Source organism: Salinivibrio proteolyticus, assembly GCF_027286365.1.
Taxonomy (GTDB): Bacteria; Pseudomonadota; Gammaproteobacteria; order Enterobacterales; family Vibrionaceae; genus Salinivibrio; species Salinivibrio proteolyticus.
Window position 1 is genome coordinate 1,064,912 of record NZ_CP114584.1, and the last position, 23,781, is coordinate 1,088,692.

General features: G+C 50.0%; 23 protein-coding genes and 1 riboswitch. Of the genes, 14 read left to right on the forward strand and 9 right to left on the reverse strand.

Going from position 1 to position 23,781, the window contains the following annotated elements:
* Positions 1-8: 8 nt before the first annotated feature.
* A complete protein-coding gene (gene znuB, locus N7E60_RS05145) occupies positions 9-797 on the reverse strand; it encodes a zinc ABC transporter permease subunit ZnuB (protein WP_077640809.1) in 789 nt (262 codons plus the stop codon).
* Complete coding sequence (gene znuC, locus N7E60_RS05150) at positions 790-1,557, reverse strand: zinc ABC transporter ATP-binding protein ZnuC (protein WP_077640810.1); 768 nt, start codon at positions 1,555-1,557, stop codon at positions 790-792. The genes znuB and znuC overlap by 8 nt, the downstream gene beginning before the upstream one ends.
* An 81-nt stretch (positions 1,558-1,638) precedes the next feature.
* On the opposite strand from znuC, the gene znuA reads away from it, so the two are divergent.
* The 3 genes from znuA to N7E60_RS05165 all read left to right on the forward strand — a co-directional run bounded on the left by znuA (position 1,639) and on the right by N7E60_RS05165 (position 6,684).
* Positions 1,639-2,538: a zinc ABC transporter substrate-binding protein ZnuA gene (gene znuA / locus N7E60_RS05155; protein ID WP_077765703.1), complete on the forward strand. Its 900-nt coding sequence runs from the start codon at positions 1,639-1,641 to the stop codon at positions 2,536-2,538.
* Complete coding sequence (gene mepM / locus N7E60_RS05160) at positions 2,522-3,859, forward strand: murein DD-endopeptidase MepM (RefSeq protein ID WP_269598292.1); 1,338 nt, start codon at positions 2,522-2,524, stop codon at positions 3,857-3,859. Before znuA ends, mepM begins: the two co-directional genes overlap by 17 nt.
* Positions 3,860-3,975: 116 nt before the next feature.
* The gene (locus N7E60_RS05165; RefSeq protein WP_269598293.1) at positions 3,976-6,684 is read left to right on the forward strand and encodes an AraC family transcriptional regulator; all 2,709 of its coding nucleotides are present in this window, start codon (positions 3,976-3,978) and stop codon (positions 6,682-6,684) included.
* Positions 6,685-7,013: 329 nt separating this feature from the next.
* On the opposite strand, the gene N7E60_RS05170 is transcribed toward N7E60_RS05165, so the two are convergent.
* Positions 7,014-7,445, reverse strand: a complete 432-nt coding sequence (locus tag N7E60_RS05170) for an HIT domain-containing protein (RefSeq protein ID WP_269598294.1) — start codon at positions 7,443-7,445, stop codon at positions 7,014-7,016.
* A gap of 180 nt (positions 7,446-7,625) precedes the next feature.
* Between N7E60_RS05170 and N7E60_RS05175 the strand changes: the two genes are divergently transcribed.
* Positions 7,626-8,228, forward strand: a complete 603-nt coding sequence (locus N7E60_RS05175) for a DUF924 family protein (protein ID WP_269598295.1) — start codon at positions 7,626-7,628, stop codon at positions 8,226-8,228.
* Between the two features lie 63 nt (positions 8,229-8,291).
* Here the strand turns inward: N7E60_RS05175 and argS are convergent, their stop codons facing one another.
* Entirely contained in the window at positions 8,292-10,022 is a 1,731-nt protein-coding gene (gene argS, locus N7E60_RS05180) for an arginine--tRNA ligase (RefSeq protein ID WP_069588765.1), read from the reverse strand.
* A 281-nt stretch (positions 10,023-10,303) separates the two neighbouring features.
* Here argS and N7E60_RS05185 point away from each other — a divergent pair, with 281 nt between their 5' ends.
* The gene (locus tag N7E60_RS05185; protein ID WP_269598296.1) at positions 10,304-10,879 is read left to right on the forward strand and encodes a VOC family protein; all 576 of its coding nucleotides are present in this window, start codon (positions 10,304-10,306) and stop codon (positions 10,877-10,879) included.
* Positions 10,880-10,918: 39 nt separating this feature from the next.
* On the opposite strand, the gene purU is transcribed toward N7E60_RS05185, so the two are convergent.
* Positions 10,919-11,752, reverse strand: coding sequence for a formyltetrahydrofolate deformylase (gene purU, locus N7E60_RS05190; RefSeq protein WP_269598297.1), 834 nt, complete (start codon positions 11,750-11,752; stop codon positions 10,919-10,921).
* Positions 11,753-11,908: 156 nt separating this feature from the next.
* Here purU and N7E60_RS05195 point away from each other — a divergent pair, with 156 nt between their 5' ends.
* From N7E60_RS05195 to rnd, 7 genes are all read left to right on the forward strand, one after another.
* Positions 11,909-13,873 (forward strand): ATP-dependent DNA helicase, encoded by a 1,965-nt coding sequence (locus tag N7E60_RS05195; protein WP_269598298.1) that lies wholly within the window; start codon positions 11,909-11,911, stop codon positions 13,871-13,873.
* Positions 13,874-14,569: a tRNA (adenosine(37)-N6)-threonylcarbamoyltransferase complex dimerization subunit type 1 TsaB gene (gene tsaB, locus N7E60_RS05200; protein WP_069588773.1), complete on the forward strand. Its 696-nt coding sequence runs from the start codon at positions 13,874-13,876 to the stop codon at positions 14,567-14,569.
* A 40-nt stretch (positions 14,570-14,609) separates the two neighbouring features.
* The gene (locus N7E60_RS05205; RefSeq protein WP_077481179.1) at positions 14,610-14,909 is read left to right on the forward strand and encodes a hypothetical protein; all 300 of its coding nucleotides are present in this window, start codon (positions 14,610-14,612) and stop codon (positions 14,907-14,909) included.
* 22 nt (positions 14,910-14,931) lie between these two features.
* Positions 14,932-15,480, forward strand: coding sequence for a Slp family lipoprotein (locus N7E60_RS05210; RefSeq protein WP_167314190.1), 549 nt, complete (start codon positions 14,932-14,934; stop codon positions 15,478-15,480).
* A gap of 3 nt (positions 15,481-15,483) precedes the next feature.
* The gene (locus tag N7E60_RS05215; RefSeq protein ID WP_269598299.1) at positions 15,484-16,428 is read left to right on the forward strand and encodes an alpha/beta fold hydrolase; all 945 of its coding nucleotides are present in this window, start codon (positions 15,484-15,486) and stop codon (positions 16,426-16,428) included.
* A 121-nt stretch (positions 16,429-16,549) separates the two neighbouring features.
* Positions 16,550-18,241: a long-chain-fatty-acid--CoA ligase FadD gene (gene fadD / locus N7E60_RS05220; RefSeq protein WP_269598300.1), complete on the forward strand. Its 1,692-nt coding sequence runs from the start codon at positions 16,550-16,552 to the stop codon at positions 18,239-18,241.
* An 86-nt stretch (positions 18,242-18,327) separates the two neighbouring features.
* Positions 18,328-19,464: a ribonuclease D gene (gene rnd / locus N7E60_RS05225; RefSeq protein ID WP_269598301.1), complete on the forward strand. Its 1,137-nt coding sequence runs from the start codon at positions 18,328-18,330 to the stop codon at positions 19,462-19,464.
* A 52-nt stretch (positions 19,465-19,516) separates the two neighbouring features.
* On the opposite strand, the gene minE is transcribed toward rnd, so the two are convergent.
* Genes minE through minC form a run of 3 tightly spaced genes read right to left on the reverse strand, consistent with a single transcriptional unit; the run spans position 19,517 to position 21,280 of the window.
* Positions 19,517-19,786, reverse strand: a complete 270-nt coding sequence (minE, locus tag N7E60_RS05230; RefSeq protein ID WP_069588784.1) for a cell division topological specificity factor MinE — start codon at positions 19,784-19,786, stop codon at positions 19,517-19,519.
* 1 nt (position 19,787) lies between these two features.
* Positions 19,788-20,600, reverse strand: a complete 813-nt coding sequence (minD, locus tag N7E60_RS05235; RefSeq protein ID WP_077455195.1) for a septum site-determining protein MinD — start codon at positions 20,598-20,600, stop codon at positions 19,788-19,790.
* A gap of 17 nt (positions 20,601-20,617) precedes the next feature.
* Complete coding sequence (gene minC, locus N7E60_RS05240; RefSeq protein ID WP_069588789.1) at positions 20,618-21,280, reverse strand: septum site-determining protein MinC; 663 nt, start codon at positions 21,278-21,280, stop codon at positions 20,618-20,620.
* Between the two features lie 274 nt (positions 21,281-21,554).
* Here minC and N7E60_RS05245 point away from each other — a divergent pair, with 274 nt between their 5' ends.
* Both N7E60_RS05245 and N7E60_RS05250 read left to right on the forward strand, forming a co-directional pair.
* Entirely contained in the window at positions 21,555-21,830 is a 276-nt protein-coding gene (locus tag N7E60_RS05245; protein ID WP_069588792.1) for a YcgL domain-containing protein, read from the forward strand.
* Between the two features lie 12 nt (positions 21,831-21,842).
* Positions 21,843-22,817 carry a lytic murein transglycosylase gene (locus tag N7E60_RS05250; RefSeq protein WP_077765697.1) on the forward strand — a complete coding sequence of 325 codons (975 nt, stop codon included), beginning with the start codon at positions 21,843-21,845 and terminating at the stop codon, positions 22,815-22,817.
* Between the two features lie 80 nt (positions 22,818-22,897).
* Here N7E60_RS05250 and N7E60_RS05255 read toward each other — a convergent pair whose 3' ends face one another.
* Complete coding sequence (locus tag N7E60_RS05255) at positions 22,898-23,323, reverse strand: H-NS family histone-like protein (RefSeq protein ID WP_069588796.1); 426 nt, start codon at positions 23,321-23,323, stop codon at positions 22,898-22,900.
* Between the two features lie 276 nt (positions 23,324-23,599).
* A riboswitch (Lysine riboswitch) is annotated at positions 23,600-23,780 on the forward strand.
* Position 23,781: the final 1 nt, after the last annotated feature.

The window sequence follows — 23,781 nt, forward strand, 5'->3', positions numbered from 1 at the left end:
ATGAGTCGCTAGCGGCGCCGAATAGGGATCAGTTGGCTCAGCATAAATACACCTGCGGCCGCAACCACGACCGATGGACCGGCTGGAGTATCGTAAAACCAAGAGCCCGCCATACCGAGAAAAACGGCGCCCATACCAATTAAACTCGCCAATGATGCCATTTGCTCGGGCGTGGCAGAGAGACGTCGCGCTGTCGCTGCGGGAATGATTAGCATCGACGTAATGATTAGGGCGCCAACAAATTTCATCGCCAGTGCAATCACAAGCCCGATAAGCAGCATGAGCAGCAGCCGTAAGCGTTCTACATCAATACCCTCAACTTGAGCCAGCTCTTCGCTGACGGTCATCGAGAGTAAAGGTTCCCAGTAATAAGCCAACACCGCAAATGTGAAGCAAGCACCAATCGCTAACCAGGTTAAATCGGTATAGGTTACGGCCAATAAGTCCCCAAACAGATACGCCATTAAATCCACGCGCACCGTATCAAGAAAGCTGACTGCAACGAGCCCTAACGATAAAGCACTGTGCGCCAAAATACCGAGCAGAGTATCAGTGGCGACCAAATGCTGGCGCTGTAAACCAACTAGCACAATAGCAAGTAACAGACAGGTTGCGATAAGCGCAAGATTAAGGTCAATTTGCAACAAAAAGCCGACGGCGAGCCCAAGCAACGACGCATGGGCGAGGGTATCACCAAAATAGGCCATTCGACGCCATACCACAAAAGAGCCCAGTGGACCTGCAATGGCGGCAATCAGCACTCCTCCTAGAATTGGTGCCATTAAAAACTCAATCATGCTGGTGTTCCTGATGTTGGCAGCCATTAACAGGCTGTCCAGATAAATCGTGATCGTGATTATGATGGTGGTGATACAAAGCAAGCTGTTCGCTGGTTTGGCGACCGAACATCGCGACATAAGAGGGATGTTGAGAAATCGCATCTGGCGCCCCTGAGCAACACACATGGTGCTGCAAACAGATCACCTCATCGGTTTTCGCCATCACTAAATGCAGGTCGTGTGAGACCATTAAAACGGCGCAGCTGAGTGTGTCGCGCAGCGTCGCGATAAGGCTATACATTTCAAGCTGGCCACTGACATCCACACCTTGCACGGGTTCGTCCAGTACCAAAAGATCGGGGGATTTAAGGATCGCACGGGCAAGCAATACCCGCTGGGTTTCCCCGCCGGACAAGGTATGCATGTTAGAAAATTGCAGTGCGGCCGCATTGACGGTGCTTAGCGCTTGCGTAATTTGCGCGTTGGTGTAGCGCGTCCCCAAGCGGATAAATCGGTCGACCGTCAAGGGTAGTGTTTGGTTAAGCTGAAGCTTTTGTGGCACATAACCGATCTTTAATCCTTTTTTAAGCCTCACAGCGCCTTGGCTGGGTTTAACCAAGCCAATCAGTGTTTTTACAAGGGTGGATTTTCCCGCGCCATTAGGGCCAATCAATGTGGTGATATTGCCGCGTTTTAAGTCTAGCGACACATTATCCAGAACCTGGCGGCCGTTATAGGTCACCGTCACCGCATCGAGGGTGACTAGCGAGTCAGTCATAGTGAAAAAAGCATTGTGAATTGGAATTGTTATATTATAACATTTCGCATCGCTGATGAAACTGATTAATTGGGGTAAACCATGGGTGTGCGTGTTATTGGACTATTTTTTGCGCTGTTACTGGCCTTGCCAGCGCAGGCTGTCACTGTGATGACCACGATTAAGCCGGTGCAGCTAATTGCACAAGGGTTAGTCGCGGACGACGATACGGTAGAGGTGTTACTCCCGCCTGGTGCATCACCGCACGGCTATGCGCTAAAACCTTCTGATATTCGCAATTTGAAAGCGGCCGATTTGACAGTTTGGGTGGGACCGGAGCTTGAATTATTCTTGAGTAAACTTTTGCAAGAGCAGCCCAATGTATTAACCCTCACTCAAGTAGAGGGGATCCCACTTCGTCATTATGACGGGGAAGCAGAGACCCACCATCATGGCCACGACCATGACCACCATGGTATTGACCCTCATATTTGGCTGGGCCCCGAGTCGGCACGTGTCGCAGCGCGGGCGATTACTCAAGCCTTGATAACAACTGCGCCCGAAAAGGCTGACCAATACCGCGCTAAATTAGCCATTTTTAACGCCCAGCTGGATGAGACAGTAACCGATATTCATGCGGCATTGGCGCAACGCCAGCAAAGTGGATATTTCGTATTTCATGATGCGTACGGTTACTTTGAACAAGCATTTGGTTTGAAGAAAACGGGCCACTTTACCGTCGATCCCAGCCAAAAACCGGGCGCAAAGACCCTAGTAACTATCCGGAGAGGATTGCTAAATCATGACGCGACCTGTATCTTCACCGAGCCGCAGTTTAATCCCTCACTGGTCGATGCTGTGACCCGAAACGATGACGTTACTGTGATTGCTTTGGATCCGTTGGCAACTGCTATTCGAGTTGCGCCTGATGGTTATCAGGTTTTTTTGAAAGATATGGGAAACCGCTTCGCACGTTGTTTAAAGCATGAAACTACTCACTAACTGGTTAGCCGCGACCGCTCGGCTACCTCGCCAGCACAAGCTGGCGCTCGCCTCATTATCGTTACTCGTTGCTGCCGCACTCATGTGGCAGCCACATCCTTTTACACATCACGATGAACGTCGCTCATTGCCGCTAATCGATGAGCAACAGGCATCGATGCCGCTAGAAAACAGTGAGCCGATTGAAGTTGGTTTAGACGCTGATGATCCAGCACTGACAGTGCCTGAAGATGCTCTCGAGCAAGATATCACTTCAGAAGCGGCCCGCATTCACACCCACACGGTTGCCTCTGGTGATACCTTGGGTGCGATTTTTTCACAGTATGGTCTACCGCTCCGTCAGATGTACCAGATCCTCGATGTGAATCAGAAGGCGGGCGATATTCGGCTTGGACAAAAAATTGATTGGCAAATTGATGATGAGGGACAGCTTTCTTCACTCACTGTTTATCAATCGATTAAATATCGGGATCAGTATGTCTTTGGTGCGGATGGGGTGAGCTACGAGCAACTTGAAACGACCGGAGTCTACGAACAAGTCACTCTGTCGGGCCGCGTCACAAGTAGTTTTTACCAGCAAGCGCGACAAGCAGGGTTGACGCCTAACCAAATTCAGAACTTGGTCTCAGCCCTACAATGGCGCTTTGACTTTGGTGCAGAGTCTCATCGTGGGGATCGCTTTTCAGTATTGGTCAACAAAGAGTTTATCGATAATAAAGCGGTATCGTCTGGCGAAGTGATGGCGATGCTTTATCAAGCGGGCGATCGAGATATCTTTGTCTATCGCCACACCGATGGTCGCTTCTATGATGAGCAGGGCCATAGTCTGGATCGTGCTTTACGTCGCTTCCCAACCGCCAAGCGTTACCGTATCAGCTCGTCATTTGACCCCCATCGTAAGCATCCGATCACCGGACGTATTTCACCGCATAACGGCACCGATTTCGCCACCCCGGTGGGGACGCCCGTCTTGGCAGCAGGCGATGGTGTAGTGGTCAAAGCGCGCAAGCATCCATTGGCAGGCAACTATGTCGTGATCAAACATGGTCGCGAATACTCGACCCGCTATTTGCACCTTCACCGTATTTTAGTGAAGCCGGGTGATCACGTCTCTATGGGGCAAAAAATCGCATTGAGTGGTAACACTGGACGCTCGACCGGCCCTCATTTGCATTTTGAGCTGATTAAATATGGCCATCCAGTGAATGCCATGAAGGTGCCTTTACCTGAAGCGCATCCGGTGCCGCGTAGCGAGCAAGACGACTTCAAGCGTCAAGCAAGACGCGCTCATCAGCAGCTGTCTCAAGTTCTTAACAGCTAATAAATCTCAAGAATGTGAGGCCTAGCTCACATTGAGGGTCGCAGGGTTCCATTTTGTATGGTTACACAGGATGATACCCGTCTTAATTTTGCGACCCTTATTCCTCTCTTAGTTGCATGAAACGCCTATTGCTCTGCCTGATTTGGGTAATTAGCACCTTTTTCTGTCTGCCTTTGCAGGCACATCATGGGTTGGAAACCTCGTTCCAAGCCTATCCGGGCTTGCAGGCGGTCGCGAACGTGCGTGACATCGCCTACCAGCCGGGCGGTGGCGTCTGGTTGCTTAATCATCAAGGAGAGGTCGTTTTTTTTGACGGCCACCAAACCCATCCACTCAGTGATGTGCTCAGTCTGCCCGAAGAAAAAGTAACGGCGATTGCCTTTGCGCATGATGCCCTTTGGATGGCAGGGCAGAACTTTATTTATCGCTACCAATCGGGACAGCATATTGTCACACGTTATCGCCTGCCACAGACAGTGTTGGCGCGCCAAGCGGATGCACAATCCCGTCTTGCGACGATAGACGGTGAGCTTTGGCATATTAGTGACGGTCAACTCAGCCGCTATGTGGTGGAAGATAACAGCTTTTCAATTTGGCGCGCAGGACAATGGCGAGCAGAGCTGACTTGGATGACGAACGAGCATCGCTTGATTGCCATCGGCCAAGCGCTCTACCAAGTCAGTGAGCAAGGCATTCACCAGATACGCCGCTTCAACTCTCCGATAACTGCGATCACAGGGAAAGACTCGCGGGCTTGGGTGAGCACTCACAATGCGGTGTATTTACTTGCTCTCGATGAAGACTCAGTGACGGGGCAGCATATACTGACGCAGCAGGGTGGGTTTCATTATCTTGCCTCAGGGGCGGGAGGCGTTTGGGCTGCTAATGAGCAAGGGCTTTTTCTCCTGTCACTCGATGGGAGTGCATCACCGGTATGGACGCCGGGTCAGAGTGCAATAGATGGCACACGGGTGACTTTTTTACGCGCCGATGCCGAAGGGGGAATTTGGTTTTCCACCGACCAGTCATTACGTTATCGCGCAGCCGGACAGCGCTGGATTGCGCATCAGCATGGTCCCTTTCCACAAGCGATCACCCAAGGCTTTTCAAAGGCCAGTGACCCTTGGCTGCTAAGAGGTCGTCATTGGCGTGATTTGAGTGGTCGTTGGTTGGCGCGTATGTCAGATCAAAACGGCGATAAGATCAAGAGTGCTGCACGACAAGCGACACAGTTGTGGTGGTCGACAGAAAATGGTGTGGCTGGCTTAGATACCCGAACAGGGGCACGTTTAATACTCCCAGAACCTGTCGCCAACTTCGCTGCTGAGCACTTGTATACCGATGCGGCAGGGACGCTTTGGTTGGCAAAAGGACCTCAGCTAATCCGTTACTGGCCGGCTTCAGAAACGGTTGTGGACTACGGTACCGGATGGCAAGTGGATGAGGGCGACGTTGAAGGGTTTTATGATGATGGCCGCGGTAGCGTTTGGATCCGTCAGCAGCAAGGTTTGACACGTTATCGAGATGGGCAGTTTCAAGCGATTCGGTTACCTGTCTCTCTCTTGCCGTTGTCTGATTTGTATACCGATGAACGGGGCCGCCTTTGGCTCGCCAGTGCGCAAGGCATTTATCAGTATGACCATACCACACCGGATACGGTGTCGGCGGCCTATCTGTCGTTAAACAATGAGCAGTTTCATTGTATTACCGGTAATAAAGACGGTGTTTGGGCGTACAGCAATCAAGCTATCGTCCATATTGCACCAAGAGGTGTTGTGCGCACATTCAGACTACCTACGCCAATGGGACAGGTGGTGTGTCGCGTATCCAATCCGCATCAGTTGACCATTTTTTCCGGCGCTGAGCGTTTTGTGATTAATACCGATCAACTTGCGTTCTCACTACGAAAACCGCCGAAGGTTGTGATTGGCGCTGTGTGGCAACAGGACAGACGTTGGCGTATTGCACCGCGCCAGCAAACGGCAATGACATTGCTAGAAAACAATCCGACTCAGCTTGAATGGGGAAGTTGGCCACCTGAGCGGCAGGTCAGTCGTGTCCACTATCAGCTGATCGCGAAGCGCCATCCAGGAAACCCAATGGCTGGGCAGCTTGCCGCATGGCAACAAACCAGTAGCGATACCATTACGCTGGCGAATATGGCAGGGGGAGAGTATCAGCTGCGCATTGCCATTCCTCGCGATGGTGCGTCGCACACGGTGTTGAATCTTGATATTTCTCTCCCCATGTTGCCACACATGATGAGTGGGGCCATCCTTGCTGTCTTTGTGAGTATTGTGTTGTTAGCGGTTGGATTAGCGTTTAAACAGCGCTATCAGGCCCGACAACAAAGCAAGCGTCTTCAACAACATCGCACAACACAGCCAATATTTGATCCCATCGCGGCTCAACCTGACGCTGTTGTCGTCGAGATGAGTGGGCATCACGCTAAACGCCGCGCTCAGTGTCAACAGCTGCGTTCCGCATGGATATCGCGTTTTATGCAAGCGGTGGAAAACGGCTTTACCAATCCTGACTTTTCTACCCATGAGCTGGCCACCGCGTTAGCGATGTCGGAGCGGAACTTACAACGCAAATGTCGCCAGTATTTTCATATCACGGTCACCAGCTATATCACCCAAAAGCGATTGACCTATGCGAGCGGGTTGTTAAAACAAGGGATGAGTATTACTGAGACCGCCGAAGCGTGCGGATATCGTGACCCGGCGTATTTCAGTCAGCGATTTAAAGGATACTTTGGTGTGAGCCCCTCACAGTATTGTGATCGCATCCTCCCTCAAGCACTCACTAGCCCAACCGATTAAATCTGCTACGCCAACAAGGTATATACATGCCTGTGCCTATCTGGCAGTGACCTGTATTGGAATTTATACCTAAGGGAAAAAGGAACGTGGTATGACCGGGGAGACCATACCACGGGTGTCAACGACACCTTCGCTTGCTGCCGGGGGCGGAGCGGACACTCCACCCGGTTGAAAAGGTTATGAAAGAGTCACTAATGTAGCCTGTGTGGATCAGGAAGGGTTAGGAGAATTCCGCCATCTTTCGTTAAAAGTGCAATGCTTTTTAAATAACTGAAATTCATGGTTTTTATCGCTATGCTTTTCTATTTTGACGAAAATAACGAAGCGTTTTATGCCGGATTGACATGCAATCCATCTGGCATCAGCGTGGTTCGTAGGGTTTGAATCAAGGCAGTTTGTTTATCGTCAGCGCGAGGGCCCACATTAAGATGTCCCCAGATAGGGTTCGGCCACACACTATCGGTTTGGTAGCGTGCGACATGATGGACATGAAGTTGTGGAACGAGGTTGCCGATCGCCGCGATGTTGAGCTTATCGGGGTGGAAACCGTGTTCCAAACATTGCGAGACGGCAGCAGACTCTCGCCATAGCTGTTGCTGATCCTCATCACTGAGGTGATGCACTTCGTGGATATCGTTTTTACGTGGGATCAGGATTAGCCAAGGGCCAAAATCTGCATGGGCAAGACGTAATTGGCATAAATCAAAGTCGCCTACGTAGGCACTATCTGCGGCGAGGCGATCATGAAGAGAAAAAGGCATGGTGGCTCCTTAATGAAATGTATTGCTCTAGCTTACATCACAACTTACTGATGGGTCACAAAGTACCGATGAGATTGTTTGATTTGAACCGGGGACAATCAAAACCAAGTACGCTTGAATAGAGAAGAGTATTGAATGGCTTGATCGTGATAACGATTAAGGCTGCGGGTAGGAGGCAAGATGCACTATCAAGAAGTCCTTTCGTTTTGGTTTGGTCAAAGCGCTGAGCAAGCGCCAGCGCCAGAGTGCAATGCGTTGTGGTTTGGTGGCAATCCAGAAACCGATGAACAGATTCGAGCAATATTTCAAACATGGGTTAGCGCAGCGGGAGCGGGAGAATTAAATGCGTGGGCGCAGACCCCACAAGGCCGCCTTGCATTGATTATCTTGCTGGACCAATTCCCACGCAATTTATACCGAGGGTTAGCGGCGGCGTATCGTTATGATGCATTAGCATTAGCCATTTGTAAGGCGGGGTTAGCGAAAGGGGATGATCAGGCACTGACGCCTTTACAGCGTGTTTTCTTTTACATGCCGCTCGAGCACGCAGAGGGTGAAGACGATCAGCAAGAAGCTCTTTTTCGCTTAAATCAACTTCGACAAGCGGTTGAACCAGAGAATCAAGCTTGGTTTGAACAATGCTACGATTACGCGCGTCAGCATTATGACATTATCGAGGCCTTTGGCCGTTTTCCACATCGCAATGCCGTCATGGGACGCTTATCCACCCCAGAGGAGCGGCTTTGGCTAAGCGAAACCGAACAGCGTTTCGGGCAAGGCTAACCATTAAAAAGCCCACCGGTTAAGGTGGGCTTTCATATCAGCTATCGGTTGAACAAGGTTGGGTTACATGCGCTCAAGGGTATTGATACCCAGTAGCGCAAGACCTTGTTTGATCGTTTTTGCTGTCAGTGCCGCCATACGCAGGCGACTTTGACGGGTTTGACCTTCAGCCAATAGAATTGGGCACGCTTCATAGAAGCTAGAGAAAAGTCCCGCCAAATCGAACAAGTAGCTACACATCAGGTGTGGTTGGCCTTCGCGAGCAACAGACTTAACCGCTTCTTCGAATTGCAATAGCTTGGCAACCAATGCTTTTTCTTTCTCATGCTCAATGACCATTTCACCCTCTAGTGCATCACGGTCAACGCCTGATTTTGCAAACACAGAAGCAACACGGGTGTAGGCGTACTGCATATAAGGCGCTGTATTGCCCTCAAATGCCAGCATATGATCCCAGTCGAAGATGTAGTCCGTGGTGCGGTGCTTAGACAGGTCCGCATATTTCACCGCCGCCATTGCTACGGTGGTGGCGATTTCACGCTGCTCAGCTTCATCCATGTCTGGATTTTTCTTGGCGATCAGTGCCTTGGCGCGGGTTTCAGCTTCGTCGAGTAAGTCAGCAAGACGAACGGTGCCACCTGCACGCGTTTTAAATGGCTTGCCATCTTTGCCAAGCATCATACCAAACGCATGGTGCTCGAGGCTGACAGAATCAGGCACGTAACCGGCTTTACGCACGATGGTCCACGCTTGCATCAGGTGTTGATGTTGGCGTGAGTCAATAAAATACAAGACGCGATCGGCATTGAAATGCTCATAGCGGTATTTGGCACAGGCAATGTCGGTGGTGGTGTATAAAAAGCCACCATCACGTTTTTGAATGATCACACCCATAGGCTCGCCGTCTTTGTTCTTGTATTCATCCAAGAACACGACTTGGGCGCCGTCATCTTCAACAGCGATGCCTTTCGCTTTTAAGTCTTCGACAATGCCTGGCAGCATATCGTTGTAAAGGCTTTCACCCATGACGTCTTTGTCAGTCAATGACACATTGAGACGGTCGTAGTTACGTTGGTTTTGTTCCAACGTCACTTTCACTAATTTTTCCCATTTTTCTTTGCAGTATGCATCACCACGCTGAAGACGCACTACATATTGGCGCGCTGTGGCAGCAAATTCTTCGTCTTCGTCGTAACGACGCTTGGACTCACGATAGAAGTTTTCGATATCGCCCAGTTCCATCGAGATGTCATCACCGCGAGATTCATGCAGTTCCAAGTTGGCAATCAACATACCAAACTGCGTGCCCCAGTCGCCGAGATGGTTGGCGCGGGTGACCTTATGACCCAGAAATTCCAAGGTGCGAACAACGGCGTCACCAATGATGGTTGAACGCAGATGACCCACGTGCATTTCTTTGGCAACGTTTGGTGCAGAGTAATCGACCACAATGTTTTGGGTCGCTTCAGTGGCGACACCTAACCGCGTATCCGCGAGCGCTTGGTCAGCTTGCGTCGCTAGCCATTGGTCGTTTAAGAAAATGTTGATAAAACCAGGGCCAGCGATTTCGGTTTTACTGACCATATCGCCAAGGTCGAGGGCATCCAGTACTTTTTGTGCGAACTCGCGAGGGTTACACCCTAATTTTTTTGCTGCGCCCATCACGCCGTTGGCCTGATAATCACCAAATTGAGGTTTAGCAGACTGACGTACCGCCGCCGGTGTGCCTTCAGGCGCACCCGCCGCAACCATGGCGGCAGAAACTTTCTCGTTAAGAAGACTTTGAATATTCACTTGCTTACCTTTACTACTAACCGGGCCGATTGTTAACTGCCCGTTGTGTGGGCTTCCAGCTTACAGATACAAGAATCCGCCAACACTGCACTGAGCCTTGGGCGTACAAGCACAGTGTTGGCGGGATGCTGTATTGTTGCGAACCGTGGCGTCAACTGACGCGGGTAAACCCTAATGATACCCATAAACTAGCAGGGGTTGGCAATAGTTATTCACCGTCAACACTGATATCTTTACGCGCTGAAATGAAACGGGCGACGTTTAACCTTAAAGAGGTCACCATGCATGATGCCACGAACCTAACTACCCTGATGCGAGATAAAGCAGCTTTTGCAGATAAAATCAATCAGTTGCTTGATTTGCTTGCGATCAATTGCGCGGAGCTGACACTGGATCATGTCGCGATACGCACCCACGATATCGCGGTAACCGAATCTTTGGCCAGTGAGCTCGCGTCGCAAGGTAAGTTGTGCTCTGAGGCGATCGTCAATGGTCGGCCAATCCACATTTATGCACTGGAGCGGGCATTAACCATTGGTCAATGGCAAACGCTTTGGGTTGAGCTTCCGTTTCCTAACCACAAACGGTATTCGCGGCAAAGCTGGGAGCATGTTGAGTTTGTGCTGCCCTGTACCACCGCTGACATGGCAGGACTAAAGCAAGCATTGCAGCGCGCGTTTCCAGGCATATTTGCGCGCGCAGAACAGCAACATACCATCACGGTGAAGTGCAGCGAACCTTGTGTGAAAGGCGAGCGGTTACCTAATCCGACCATTGCTTTTAAGTATCAAGATGTTTGCGTGAAGTTTCACCCTTTTCCGCTGGCTGAGATTATTGCAAGCGAAGCCAGTGACTAAGCACTGGCTTCATGGAGCTGTCGGGAGTGCGATATGTGATTATAGGATCACGGTTTTATTGCCGTGAACAAATACCTTGTCATCCACCACTCGGGCAATCGCTTGGCTCAGCACGCTTTTTTCCACATCACGTCCGGCTTTGGCCATATCTTGCGCATTAAAACTGTGGTCAACATGAATCACGTTTTGACCAATAATGGGGCCCTCATCCAAGTCGTTGGTAACAAAGTGAGCGGTCGCACCAATGATTTTGACACCACGCTCAAAAGCTTGATGATAGGGGCGTGCGCCAATAAATGCCGGCAAGAAGCTATGGTGAATATTAATGATTTTGTGTGGATATTGCGCGACAAAGTCGGGGGTGAGCACGCGCATATACTTGGCCAGTATGATGTAGTCGGGCTGGTACGGCTGGATTGCCTTTAACATTGCCTGCTCGTGTGCCTCACGCGATAAATCTTGATGGCAAACATGGTGGAAAGGAATATCGAAGCGCTCAGTCAGCGTCCGTAGCTTGTCATAGTTTCCCACCACGGCAGCAATCTCGATATCCAAAGAGCCATCGTAGGCTTTCATTAAAATATCGCCCAAACAGTGCGACTCTTTGGTCACCATGATCACAACGCGCTTTCGCCGTGAGCTGATAAGCTGACGGTGACTCCCAGCAGGAAGCGCTTGGTCGAGATCTAACAACAGCGTGTGGTCATTAAAAATCCCTTCCAATTCGGTGCGCATGTAAAATCGACCCGTGGCATTGTCGACATATTCGCGATTATGGACGATGTTGAGTTGGTGCTTATAACAAATATTGGTGATCTTGGCGATCAGGCCTTGGGCATCGGGACAATCCGTGAGTAATGTTTTTCGTTCCATGTTGATGTGATGTTGCTTAATAGTCCTTCGGTTTTACCCTGTCTACACCCCAAGGTCAAAGTGAATTTACCCTGATCGCCGAACATCCGAGGGGAAGTGGTTTCATCCTCTTGGGGGCTTTGGCATAATGCCCGCTTTCCCCTGTGTATTTATCCAATGATCCGAAAGGTTTTCTCTGATGCCGGTGCGCTGGCAAAAGCAATTGATGGCTTTGTGCCTCGACAGCCGCAAACCGATATGGCGATGGCGGTCGATGCCGCGATCCGCGAGCAAGGACAGTTGGTGGTCGAGGCCGGGACAGGAACAGGGAAAACGTATGCCTATCTTGCCCCTGTATTGTTGAGTGGTAAAAAAGCCATCATCAGCACGGGCTCAAAGAACCTGCAAGAGCAGCTTTATCATCGCGATTTACCCTTGATGAAATCGGCGTTGGGGTTCACTGGTACCACGGCGCTGTTGAAAGGGCGAGTGAACTACCTTTGTCCAGAGCGCTTGAGTCGTCAGATCAGTGAGTGTCATCGCCCAGATAGTGATCCGAGCCAATTAAGCCAACTGGTCAAAATCCGCGAATGGTCTTCGTATACAGAGTCGGGGGATTTGAGTGAGTGTGACGCGTTGGCGGAAGACAGTCCGCTCATTCCCGTGATCACGTCGACCAACGACAATTGCCTTGGTAAAGACTGTCCAAGCTATGAAGACTGCTATGTCGTCAAGGCGCGCCGTCGCGCGATGGAGGCGGATGTAGTGGTCGTGAACCACCATTTGTTCTTGGCTGATGTGGCGATCAAAGAAACTGGGTTTGGGGAATTGATCCCAGATGCGGATATCATGGTGTTCGATGAAGCGCATCAATTACCTGATATTGCCAGCCAATATTTCGGTCAGTCGCTGTCTAGTCGCCAGTTACAAGACGCCGCGAAAGACATCCACATTGCTTATCGTACGGAATTGCGTGATACCCGACAGTTGGAAAAAGTCGCCGATCGTTTATCGCAAGCGGCGATGGATATGCGTTTAGTGATGGGAGAGCCCGGCTTTCGTGGCAATTGGCGAGAGCTTCAAGCTTCACCGGCTGTCGAGAAAGAATTAGTACGCTTAACCGATGCACTGGAGTTGGCCCATGACGTGGTCAAACTGTCACTGGGTCGCAGCCAACTATTGGATGCGGCGTTTGATCGCATCACCTTATTTAAGGCACGTTTATCGCGACTGCGTGATACGTCGATCACAGGCTATTCGTACTGGTATGAATGTACGCGCCATCACTTCAGCCTCAATATTACGCCGCTCTCGGTGGCCGATCGTTTCCGCGAACAAATGGATGAACAAGGTGGGGCATGGATTTTTACCTCGGCGACACTCGCCGTGGAAGGTGATTTTAGCCACTTTAGTCATCGACTTGGCATTTCAGCACAACGGCAGATGACGTTAGAAAGCCCCTTTGACTATCCCTCACAAGCGCGACTGTGTGTGCCACGCCATGTGCCTGAAACCAATAGCTATCGGCGAGCCGACAAGCTGGCAACCTTGTTAGGGCCTGTGATTGAGCGTAATCAAGGGCGCTGTTTCTTTTTGTGTACGTCGCATCAAATGGTGCGAGACTTAACAGCATTGTTTCGCGACCAACTCGCGATTCCCGTGTTGATGCAAGGCGAAATGCCGAAACAGCGCCTGTTGGCAGAATACTTATCACTGGGGAATGCGTTGCTGGTGGCAACCGGCGCGTTTTGGGAAGGGATCGATGTGCGTGGACAGGCACTCAGTTGCGTGATCATCGACAAACTGCCGTTTGCGTCGCCCGATGACCCCTTGCTCAAAGCGCGTATTGAAGATTGTAAGTTGCAAGGCGGCGACCCCTTCTCGCAAGTGCAAATTCCAGAAGCGGTGATCACGCTCAAGCAAGGGGTAGGGCGTTTGATTCGCGATAAGCGTGACCAAGGCGCGTTGATCATTTGTGATAACCGCCTAGTGACGCGCCCTTATGGCGCCACCTTTTTACGCAGCTTACCGCCCATACCGCGTACGCGCGATCTGAATAATATTGACGACTTTTTATCAGCCATAAATGCTGACCATACCGATGCAGAGATGCCTGCATTGCAATCACCGATTGAGGGTTAAATGACGCTAAAAATGCTTGCCGTGGATACGGCCACGGAAAACTGCTCTGTTGCGCTGTGTATCGGCGATCAGATGATGGTGCGCAGTGACATTGCGCCGCGTGAACACACCAATAAAATCTTACCCATGGTCGATGAGGTACTCGCGGAGGCGGGCGTATCACTCACGCAACTCGATGCACTCGCCTTCGGCCGGGGGCCAGGGAGTTTTACTGGTGTGCGAATTGGCATTGGGATTGCACAAGGTTTAGCGTTTGGTGCTGATTTACCCGTGCTGGGTGTATCGACGCTAGCGGCGATGGCCGAGCAAGCGCACCGTACTCATGGCGCAACGCAAGTACTCACGGCGATTGATGCGCGAATGGGAGAGCTATACTTTGCCCAGTATGAACGTCAAGAAAATGGCGATTGGCATGCGTTGGCTGATGAAGCGGTTGTGGCGCCTGACGCATTGTGCCTTGAATCGACCGACGGTACGTGGGCACTGGCAGGAACCGGCTGGCCTGCCTATCCTGAATTAGCGAAAGGGTTGGATCTGACCACCACAGAATCAGGCGTGTTGTATCCACAAGCACAAGACATGCTGGCTATTGCCAAATACGCCTACCAGCGTGGTGAGGCTGTCGCCGCTGAGCTCGCGACGCCCACCTACTTGCGTGACAAGGTCACGTGGAAGAAGCTCCCCGGACGCGAGTAAGAGTCTGTTTGGGTCGGTTTGCCTCGCATAGGAAGCAAGTATGGTATCGATTAACGGAATTCCTTCTTCACCGCCTAACCGGCCGAATCAAACGCGGCGCCCTTCATCCTCGGAGAAAGCGTCGCGTAAACAAACTCCGCAAACGAGCCAAGTTGCCAAGGCAGTGCGGCAAAAGGTGCAACATGTCTCTGTCTCAGAGGCAGAGCAAGCTAAACAACATATTCAGTATGATTTACCCGATGGCCGCGGTCGTCAGGCAATGTCATCTTACTTAGCGGTGCTTAACCATGCGCGGCGAGAGGAACTGCTTAACCTCGTCGGGGTCGATATCTATGTATGACGTCGAGAGAGGAGTACGTGTGATGAAGCTAATATCAACCGGATTGCTGATGATCGGGGCGCTACTGTTAACCGGTTGCAGCACCTTGCCTGACAGTTTAAAAGGTCGTATGGATCAGCCGGTAACTGAGTACCCGGTCGTAGCCAGTATGACCGCAGCCAATCAGGGTGAAGAAGTGCGCATGGGCGGCATGATCGCCAGTGTTGAAAACCGCGAAGCGGACTCGGTAGTCGAAATCGTCGCGTTGCCCACCTCCAGTGCGGGGCGCCCCGATATTGGTGCGTCGTCACTGGGTCGATTTAAAGCGGTTTTTAGCGGTTTTGTCGATCCTGCAGACTATGCGAAAGGGCGTCCTATTACGGTGCTGGGTGAATTTGTTGAACAGCAAATGGGTAAAGTCGGGGACTATGAATATGCCTACCCTGTATTGTCAGTCAAAGGGCACCAGCTGTGGAACATTGAGCAAAAGGTTATCGATGACGATCGCCCTTATTGTTATGGACTATATTGCTCGCGCGTTCGGGTAGGCGTCGGGACTGGGCGAGTACAAAGCGTGATCACTTTACCCTAACCAATGATGCATTCTCCACTGTCGGCGCAACTTGATGAGGCACTTCAGGCAAATCCAGCGATGATCGGCCTGTCGAGCGGATTGGAACCACTCACGCTCTCACTGGCCTCAACGCGTGTCACGGGAGCTGCCCGTCCAGCGGCAATCGGTGCGCCTACTTTGGTCATGCTTCACGGCTGGCAAGATAACCTAGCCAGTTTTCATGCTCTGGTGCCTTATTTACCCCGCGAGTGGGGATTATTATTGTTTGATTGGCCCGGACACGGTCTGTCAGAACATAAACTGGGCGACTACTACTACCCCTTCTACGACTACTTGGATGATTTACACCAAGTGCTCCATCAACAGCGCTTCTCCGGCCCACTGATCTTGGTTGGCCACTCACTCGGTGGGCTGGTGGCGAGTTGCTATGCCGCTGCTTTTCCAGACCGCATTGCTGCACTGGTAATGATAGAAGCGCTCGGCCCGATGGCTGAACCTGCTCAACAGATAACCAACCGATTGGCGAAAAGTCTTGATCAACGCTTAAAGCAGCGTCAAAAGCGCCAACGCTACTTTGATTCTGCATTTCAGGCGCTACAATTACGCGCGTCCATCAATAAAGTGGCGGCTGAACCGCTTTTGCCATTAGTCGCTCGCGGATTGATGGAGACTCCTCAAGGTATCACTTGGCGACACGATCCTCATTTGCGCGGGGATGCGCTTTACCGGATGTCGCCCGCGCATTGTGAATCGATTATCCGGGCAATTCACTGTCCTGCTCTCGCCATTCGAGGAACGTATGGCTATCCTGCATTGCGTTCGCAGGATGCTCAGCAACGGATGCATGGGTTTCGCCAATTACAGGTGGTGGACCTGCCGGGTACGCATCACTGTCACCTTCAACAACCGCAACAGGCTGCATCGTGGGTAACAGATTTTGTGACCAAAATTCAAACGCGCACTTAAAATGCTCGTGTAAAAATAATGTTAACGCTATGGTGGACGGGTTAAACACCTGTTTGAATAGAATCTCGCGTCGATCGAAGCGGGCAGTATAGCCTGCAAGCTAAAACATAGGAGAAAGCCAGTGGAAAAGGTTTGGCTTAATCGTTACCCGTCGGATGTGCCGGCGGAAATAGATCCAGATGCCCATCGCTCTTTGATTGAGATGTTTGAACACTCAGTGCAAAAGTTCGCTGACCAAACAGCCTTTATTAACATGGGCCAGGTCATGACCTTCCGTAAGCTCGAAGAGCGTAGCCGCGCATTTGCGGCGTACCTGCAAAACGAGCTGAAATTACAAAAAGGCGATCGTGTGGCGATCATGATGCCGAATTTGCTGCAGTATCCAATTGCGTTGTTCGGTATTTTGCGAGCGGGCTGTGTGGCGGTTAACGTCAACCCTTTATATACGCCACGAGAGTTGGAGCACCAGTTGACTGACTCAGGTGCGAAAGCGATTGTGATTGTCAGCAATTTTGCTCACACCTTGGAAAAGGTGGTGGAGAATACACCCGTTAAGCACGTGATCCTTACGAGTTTAGGGGACCAGCTCCCTCGTGCGAAAGGCACGTTAGTGAACTTTGTGGTCAAGTACGTCAAGAAAATGGTACCGAAATACCATTTGCCGGACGCAACGTCGATGCGTAATGCGCTCCGCCGTGGCCGCCGTATGCAGTATGTAAAACCTTTCTTAAAAGGTGATGATGTCGCTTTCCTCCAGTACACGGGTGGTACCACTGGATTGGCGAAAGGCGCTATCTTGACGCACCGCAACATGTTGGCCAACGTCTACCAAGCGAAAGGCACTTATCAACCGGTGCTAAACGTGGGCGAAGAGTTGGTAGTGACCGCGCTACCGCTTTATCACGTGTTTGCGCTAACCGTAAACTGCCTGCTGTTTATTGAAATGGGTGGACAGAACCTGTTGATCACCAACCCGCGTGATATTCCGGGCTTTATCAAAGAGCTACAAAAATATCCATTTACGGCGATTACAGGGGTGAATACCCTCTTTAACGCTTTGCTACACAACGAAGATTTTCATGAGTTAGATTTTTCCAACTTACGCCTTACTGTTGGTGGCGGCATGGCGGTACAACGCGCTGTCGCAGAAAGCTGGAAAAAACTGACCGGTAAGCACCTCCTAGAAGGCTATGGCTTAACCGAGTGCTCACCGCTTGTGGCGGCGTACCCTTATGATTTGCGTGATTACAACGGGTCGATCGGTTTGCCCGTCCCATCTACGGAAGTCCGTATTGTGGATGAGAATCGTGAAGATGTCGCCGATAACCAACCGGGCGAATTGTTGGTGCGTGGTCCGCAAGTGATGCAAGGTTATTGGAACCGACCAGAGGCGACGCGTGAAAGTATCGATGAAGACGGTTGGTTGGCAACCGGTGATGTGGTGCAGTTTGATGATAACGGCTTCTTACACATTGTCGATCGTAAAAAAGATATGATCCTTGTATCAGGCTTTAACGTCTATCCCAATGAAGTGGAAGATGTGGTCGCCCTGCATGATAAGGTATTGGAAGTCGCCGCGATTGGTCAGCCAGACGAAAACTCAGGCGAAGTCGTTAAGATTTGTGTGGTGAAAAAGGATCCGTCGCTGACCCGTGATGATCTGATAGCGCACTGCCGTAAGCATTTGACCGGTTATAAAGTGCCTCGCGTGGTTGAATTCCGCGATGAGCTACCGAAAACCAATGTAGGTAAAATCTTGCGCCGTGAGTTACGCGATGAAGCCCCTAAGGCGCCGCAAAAAGCTTCTGCTTGATGCGCGCTGCCCGCGAAAAGGGTAAACTGGAGCGTAACGAATCACGAAATGCCGGCATTGCCGGCATTTTCTTTATAGGCTAACTTGTGAATTATCAACAAATCACATCACATCAACAACTTGTCGACGTATGCGCAAAAATGCGCCAGAAACCTGCTGTGATGGTCGATACCGAATTTGTGCGTACCCGTACGTTTTACGCGCAACTTGGGTTGGTGCAATTGTATGATGGTGAGCAACTTGTACTCATCGATCCGATTGAAATCGAGGATCTTTCCCCATTGTGGGCATTGCTGGTTGACACCAATGTCACCAAAGTATTGCATGCCAGTAGTGAAGACTTGGATGTGTTCCAACACTATGCTGGTACCTTACCCACCCCTATGGTTGATACTCAGCTGATGGCTGCTTTTTTAGGGCACGGTGTATCAGAAGGGTTTGCGAGTTTGGTGAATACCTATGTGGGAGTGGCGCTTGATAAAGGCGAATCACGCACTGATTGGTGTGCGCGCCCACTAACCGATAAGCAAAAGCATTATGCGGCGGCGGATGTGTATTATTTGATGCCTCTGTACCAAGCGCTTGAGAAAGCCTTGGCAAAAACACAGTGGCAAGCGGCGTTGCAAGAAGAATGTATCCGCTTATGTGACAAAAAGCGCCAACCCAAAGAGGATTCGCTGGCATATCTTGATATTAAATACGCGTGGCAGCTGCAGCCGAATCAATTAGCGGTGCTCCAATCGCTTGCAAAGTGGCGCGCGAAAGAGGCACGACGTCGCGATATTGCGCTTAATTTTATTGTGAAAGAGCTTCACCTTTGGAAAATGGCGCGATTTGGAATTCGTAGCGTTGAGCAAATGCAAGCGCATGATTTTGATAAATTTGAGATTCGCTATCATGCCCAAACTTTGATCACGCTGGCGAAGCAAGCTGAGAAGCTTCCTAAAGCGAAGTGGCCACAACCCATCACGCGTTTAGTCGATGAGCCGGGTTACAAAGCCGTGATTAAGACGCTCAAAGAAAGCGTTCAACAGTGTGCGGATGAGCTGGGTTTTGTACCAGAGTTTATTGGCTCAAAGAAGCAATTGAATCAGTTGATCAGTTGGGTATGGCGAGAGCATAAAGCGGAGGATAAACGCCCAGATCTCGCACAAGGGTGGCGGTATACTCTGATTGGCAAGCGCCTGATAGCGATGATTCCCAGTGCGCCAGTGACGCATTAAAAAAGCGGTGCTCAGCACCGCTTTTCTACAATCAGCGAACGAGGCTCACGCTTTAGCTCTCTTTCCCTTCTTCCGGCAAAGTCACATTTAACTCTAAGACGGAAAGATCGTCGTCCCCTTGCTCGAGGCTCACGGAGACTTGCTCGGGACCGATATCCACATATTTACGGATCACATCTAAGATATCCTGCTTGAGCTGTGGCAAATAGGTTGGGGCAGGGCTATCTGCACTGCGTCGCTCCGCAACAATGATTTGCAGGCGCTCTTTTGCAATGTTGGCGGATTTTTTCTTGGCTGGCCGAAAGAACTCTAGCAATGCCACATTAGCCTCCAAATAAGCGTTTTAGAAAACCTTTGCGCTCTTCCTCAATAAAGCGGAATGGGCGCTCTTCGCCAAGCAATCTTGCAATGGCATCTTCATACGCTTGTCCCGCATCCGATTCTTGATCGAGAACCACAGGCTCGCCTTTGTTTGAGGCATGCAGTACTGACTGGCTTTCTGGGATGACCCCTAACAGTGGGATACGTAAGATCTCCTCAACATCCGACACGCTGAGCATCTCGCCGTTGGTCACGCGGCTTGGGTTATAACGGGTTAAGAGCAAGTGGTGCTTAACCGGTTCCTCACCGTTTTCGGCGCGGCGAGATTTTGAATCGAGAATGCCCAGAATGCGATCAGAGTCGCGCACCGAAGAGACTTCAGGGTTGGTCGTGACGATGGCTTCGTCGGCAAAATACAGGGCCATGAGGGCGCCAGCTTCGATACCCGCAGGCGAATCGCAGATGATGTATTCAAACCCAAGCTCATCCATCTCTTTTAACACCCGCTCGACGCCCTCTTTGGTGAGCGCATCTTTATCACGAGTTTGTGAGGCTGGAAGAATAAATAGATTTTCAACCCGTTTGTCTTTGATCAGTGCTTGATTAAGGTTGGCTTCGCCGTTGATCACGTTGACAAAGTCATACACCACGCGGCGCTCACATCCCATAATTAAATCGAGATTACGAAGACCAATATCAAAATCAATCACTGCGGTTTTTTTGCCAGCCATGGCGAGTCCCGTCGCGAGTGCTGCACTCGACGTGGTTTTACCAACACCGCCTTTACCGGAGGTAATTACAATAATTCGTGCCATTCCTCGTCCTTATTCTGTTATAGCGTGAGGGGGTCTATTTGTAAGCTTTCTTGATTGAGCGAGACCATGACGGGGCGCTCAATAAACTCAGATGGAATTTTGTCGCTTAGCCAGTAGCTACCGGCTACTGACAATAATTCTGATTGTAAATTCTGGCAATAAATACGCGCTTGCTGCTGGCCGCTGGCGCCGGCAATGGCTCTGCCGCGCAGCACGCCGTAAATATGAATACTGCCATCAGCAATGACTTCCGCCCCGGCACTGACATGATTCAATACCACCAAGTCAGCATTTTTGGCATAGATTTGCTGTCCCGAGCGCACGGGATTCGTGACCACTTTAGTGGGGGTTTGAATCGGATCGGCAACACGAGATTGCTTGCTCGATTTGAGTACCGCAAGCCCCACCGATTTGGCTTGCTGGCGGGTATCGTTATGCGTGACGCCAGTAAGGCCGACTAAAATCATCCCAGTTTCACTTAAACAGTGCTTTAAAGCGGTGAGATCTGGGCATAGCTTTAAACGGCTGACATCCGCCACCACAGGCGCGCCTTCAAAAAATGCGGGGGCTTGGGAAACCTTATCAGCCAAAATGGCGGCCGCTTCAGTAAAATTGTCATCCACAAGATGAAGAACAGACAAAGTAAAAGTTGAGCCTTTCAACTCCGGGTGTTTGTGCATGTTGTTTGATTCCGGTTATATCGTTGAAACGCGAGTCAGACGCGCATTATCAGACGTTGGATAGCATGGTATATTCACAGCATCGATGCGGCAAGCAGGGTTTGATATTCGGCGGACATTGCCCCCTAATTTTGGCGATTTCTTGTCATGGTGCGCGATGTGAGCCGCGTTTAGTGAGCATTGTGTGACACATTTTGCGGCAAAGCCTAACAAACCTTAACTCGTCGATGACACTATTTCGCCATCGTTATGGCATGCTGATGAGGACATTGAGATGTATTGCGCAATTTATCGTAGCAAAAAGAAAGAAGGCACCTATCTTTATGTACCGGGGAGAGATAAATTCGATGATGTGCCAGAAGCATTAATGAACAGTTTTGGACAACCAGAGTTTGCCATGATGATTGATCTCGGTAAGCGAGAAAAACTTGCGGTTGTTGATATTGAGAAAGTGAAACAAAGTCTGCAAAACGAAGGGTTCTTTCTACAATTACCACCGCCACCGGATGCGGCGTTGCAGGCTATCCGAAACAAGAATGAAAAATTGTAATTAGGGAAGCGTATGCGCAAAGGTTTGATTTCAGCATTGGTTGCAGCCTCAGTTTTTACCTCGGGGCCGCTATTTGCAAAAGAAGGGTTTGATCAGTACGTCGAATCATTGAAAGAGGAAGCGCGTCAAGCAGGGATTGATGACGATATACTGGCACGCGCGTTTGCTGGCATTGAGTATCATGAACGGGCGGTCAGTGCCGATCGAAATCAACCTGAGCGGCGTTTAACCTTGGATGAATACATTCCCCGCGCCGTACCTGATTGGAAAGTCGATCAGGCGAAAGCGCTGTATAAAAAACATTATGCGGCGCTAAAAAAAGTCGGTGAGGAATATCAGGTTCAGCCTCGTTTCATTGTAGCCTTGTGGGGCGTGGAAAGTAATTTTGGCAAACTGCAAGGCAACTACAATGTTATCGAAGCACTGGCCACATTGGCTTATGATGGGCGTCGAGAAACCTTTTTCCGCCAACAAACAATGGCAGCACTGACCATATTGCAAGAAGGGCATATTGCGCCTGAAAACATGAAAGGTTCATGGGCCGGTGCAATGGGGCAAAGCCAGTTTATGCCGACGTCTTTCCTTCATTATGCGGTTGATGGGAACCAAGATGGTAAAAAAGATATTTGGCAAACGGAAGCTGATGTCTTTGCTTCTGCGGCGAACTATCTAAAACAAGCTGGCTGGGACGATACGTACACATGGGGACGCCAAGTTAAATTACCAAAGCATATAGATAGGAATAAACTTGGTGTCGAAAGTAATAAGGCGCTGTCATTAAATCAATGGCAAGCACTGGGTGTAACGCGTCTTAATGGCCAAGCGTTGCCGAATGTCGATATTCAAGCTTGGTTGATTCAGCCTGATGATGAACTTGGACGAGCTTATTTGGTTTATAACAACTATCAAAGCTTGTTGAAATGGAACCGTTCACACTACTTTGCGTTAGCGGTCAGTCATTTGGCAGACCGGATAAAGTTTGGTTAATGGGTGATGATAGAGATTCTACGAATCAGATAAAAAAAAGAGGCCGTCCGGCCTCTTTTTTTTATCTTCATGTGCAACACTTAGGCTTGTTGGCCAGGGATCAAGAAGTCTTCTAATTTCGCACTACCATTTTCGGTTGCTTCACGGATCACTTTCGGCATACGACCTTGACCGGTCCATGTTTTTACCGAGCCGTCGCTATCAGTGTATTGATATTTAGCAGGGCGTGCCGCGCGCTTGCCTGTTGATTTAGACTTGCTTGCACCACCTAATAATTTCATGAGTTCATCAGGTTCAATACCATCGGCGATTAACATCTCACGGTATTTTTCCAGTTTCGCTAGGCGTGCTTTTTCTTCTTCTTGCGCTTGACGCTCAATCTCTTCACGTTCTTCAACGACGGTTTGTAGCTTTTCTAACGCTTCTTTAAGTTGCTCGGCGGTCATTTCTTTTGCGACAGCACGTAAGCTGCGTAGGTTAAGTAACGCTTTCATTGCATCAGACATTATTGGGTTCCTATTTGATTTATATGTTAATTGAACGGATGGTAACAGTATAAGTGAAATATACAATATTACATAAAATAATTAGTGCCTATTTTTCATTATTTATTTTCTGTTCGCAATATTTGTTACCCATATTTAAGGGTGTTTTTTTAAATATGCCCAAATTTTGAGTGGTTGCGACTGATTTCATCGACACTTGATAGTGTGACGTTTTAAGTGGTGGCTTTTTGTGCGTGAACAGTTGCGATAGTGAACATCTTGTGTAGAATGCTCCACTCTTAACGTAGAGGTGCGTTGTTTATAAGTAGTGTGCACGAGGGTGATGCCAGTGACCGCACATGAAAGGAGCCAACGCCGAAGCCAGTAAGGCCATCATGCCGACTGTGCTGGGGCTGTTACCGAATAGGGGCAGCACTGCCATAGTAATTAGGACACACTATGGAGCGCTACTGTAGGAG

Excerpts from the sequence above, each read along its gene's own strand:
- N7E60_RS05245 (WP_069588792.1), top strand. The coding sequence starts at position 21,555 with ATGTATTGCGCAATTTATCGTAGCAAAAAGAAAGAAGGCACCTATCTT.
- minC (WP_069588789.1), bottom strand. The coding sequence starts at position 21,280 with ATGCACAAACACCCGGAGTTGAAAGGCTCAACTTTTACTTTGTCTGTT.
- tsaB (WP_069588773.1), top strand. The coding sequence starts at position 13,874 with ATGACGCTAAAAATGCTTGCCGTGGATACGGCCACGGAAAACTGCTCT.
- N7E60_RS05205 (WP_077481179.1), top strand. The coding sequence starts at position 14,610 with ATGGTATCGATTAACGGAATTCCTTCTTCACCGCCTAACCGGCCGAAT.
- purU (WP_269598297.1), bottom strand. The coding sequence starts at position 11,752 with ATGGAACGAAAAACATTACTCACGGATTGTCCCGATGCCCAAGGCCTG.
- N7E60_RS05170 (WP_269598294.1), bottom strand. The coding sequence starts at position 7,445 with ATGCCTTTTTCTCTTCATGATCGCCTCGCCGCAGATAGTGCCTACGTA.
- N7E60_RS05250 (WP_077765697.1), top strand. The coding sequence starts at position 21,843 with ATGCGCAAAGGTTTGATTTCAGCATTGGTTGCAGCCTCAGTTTTTACC.
- minD (WP_077455195.1), bottom strand. The coding sequence starts at position 20,600 with ATGGCACGAATTATTGTAATTACCTCCGGTAAAGGCGGTGTTGGTAAA.
- znuB (WP_077640809.1), bottom strand. The coding sequence starts at position 797 with ATGATTGAGTTTTTAATGGCACCAATTCTAGGAGGAGTGCTGATTGCC.
- N7E60_RS05215 (WP_269598299.1), top strand. The coding sequence starts at position 15,484 with ATGATGCATTCTCCACTGTCGGCGCAACTTGATGAGGCACTTCAGGCA.
- znuA (WP_077765703.1), top strand. The coding sequence starts at position 1,639 with ATGGGTGTGCGTGTTATTGGACTATTTTTTGCGCTGTTACTGGCCTTG.
- N7E60_RS05185 (WP_269598296.1), top strand. The coding sequence starts at position 10,304 with ATGCATGATGCCACGAACCTAACTACCCTGATGCGAGATAAAGCAGCT.
- znuC (WP_077640810.1), bottom strand. The coding sequence starts at position 1,557 with ATGACTGACTCGCTAGTCACCCTCGATGCGGTGACGGTGACCTATAAC.
- N7E60_RS05195 (WP_269598298.1), top strand. The coding sequence starts at position 11,909 with ATGATCCGAAAGGTTTTCTCTGATGCCGGTGCGCTGGCAAAAGCAATT.
- N7E60_RS05255 (WP_069588796.1), bottom strand. The coding sequence starts at position 23,323 with ATGTCTGATGCAATGAAAGCGTTACTTAACCTACGCAGCTTACGTGCT.
- mepM (WP_269598292.1), top strand. The coding sequence starts at position 2,522 with ATGAAACTACTCACTAACTGGTTAGCCGCGACCGCTCGGCTACCTCGC.
- N7E60_RS05210 (WP_167314190.1), top strand. The coding sequence starts at position 14,932 with ATGAAGCTAATATCAACCGGATTGCTGATGATCGGGGCGCTACTGTTA.
- N7E60_RS05165 (WP_269598293.1), top strand. The coding sequence starts at position 3,976 with ATGAAACGCCTATTGCTCTGCCTGATTTGGGTAATTAGCACCTTTTTC.
- N7E60_RS05175 (WP_269598295.1), top strand. The coding sequence starts at position 7,626 with ATGCACTATCAAGAAGTCCTTTCGTTTTGGTTTGGTCAAAGCGCTGAG.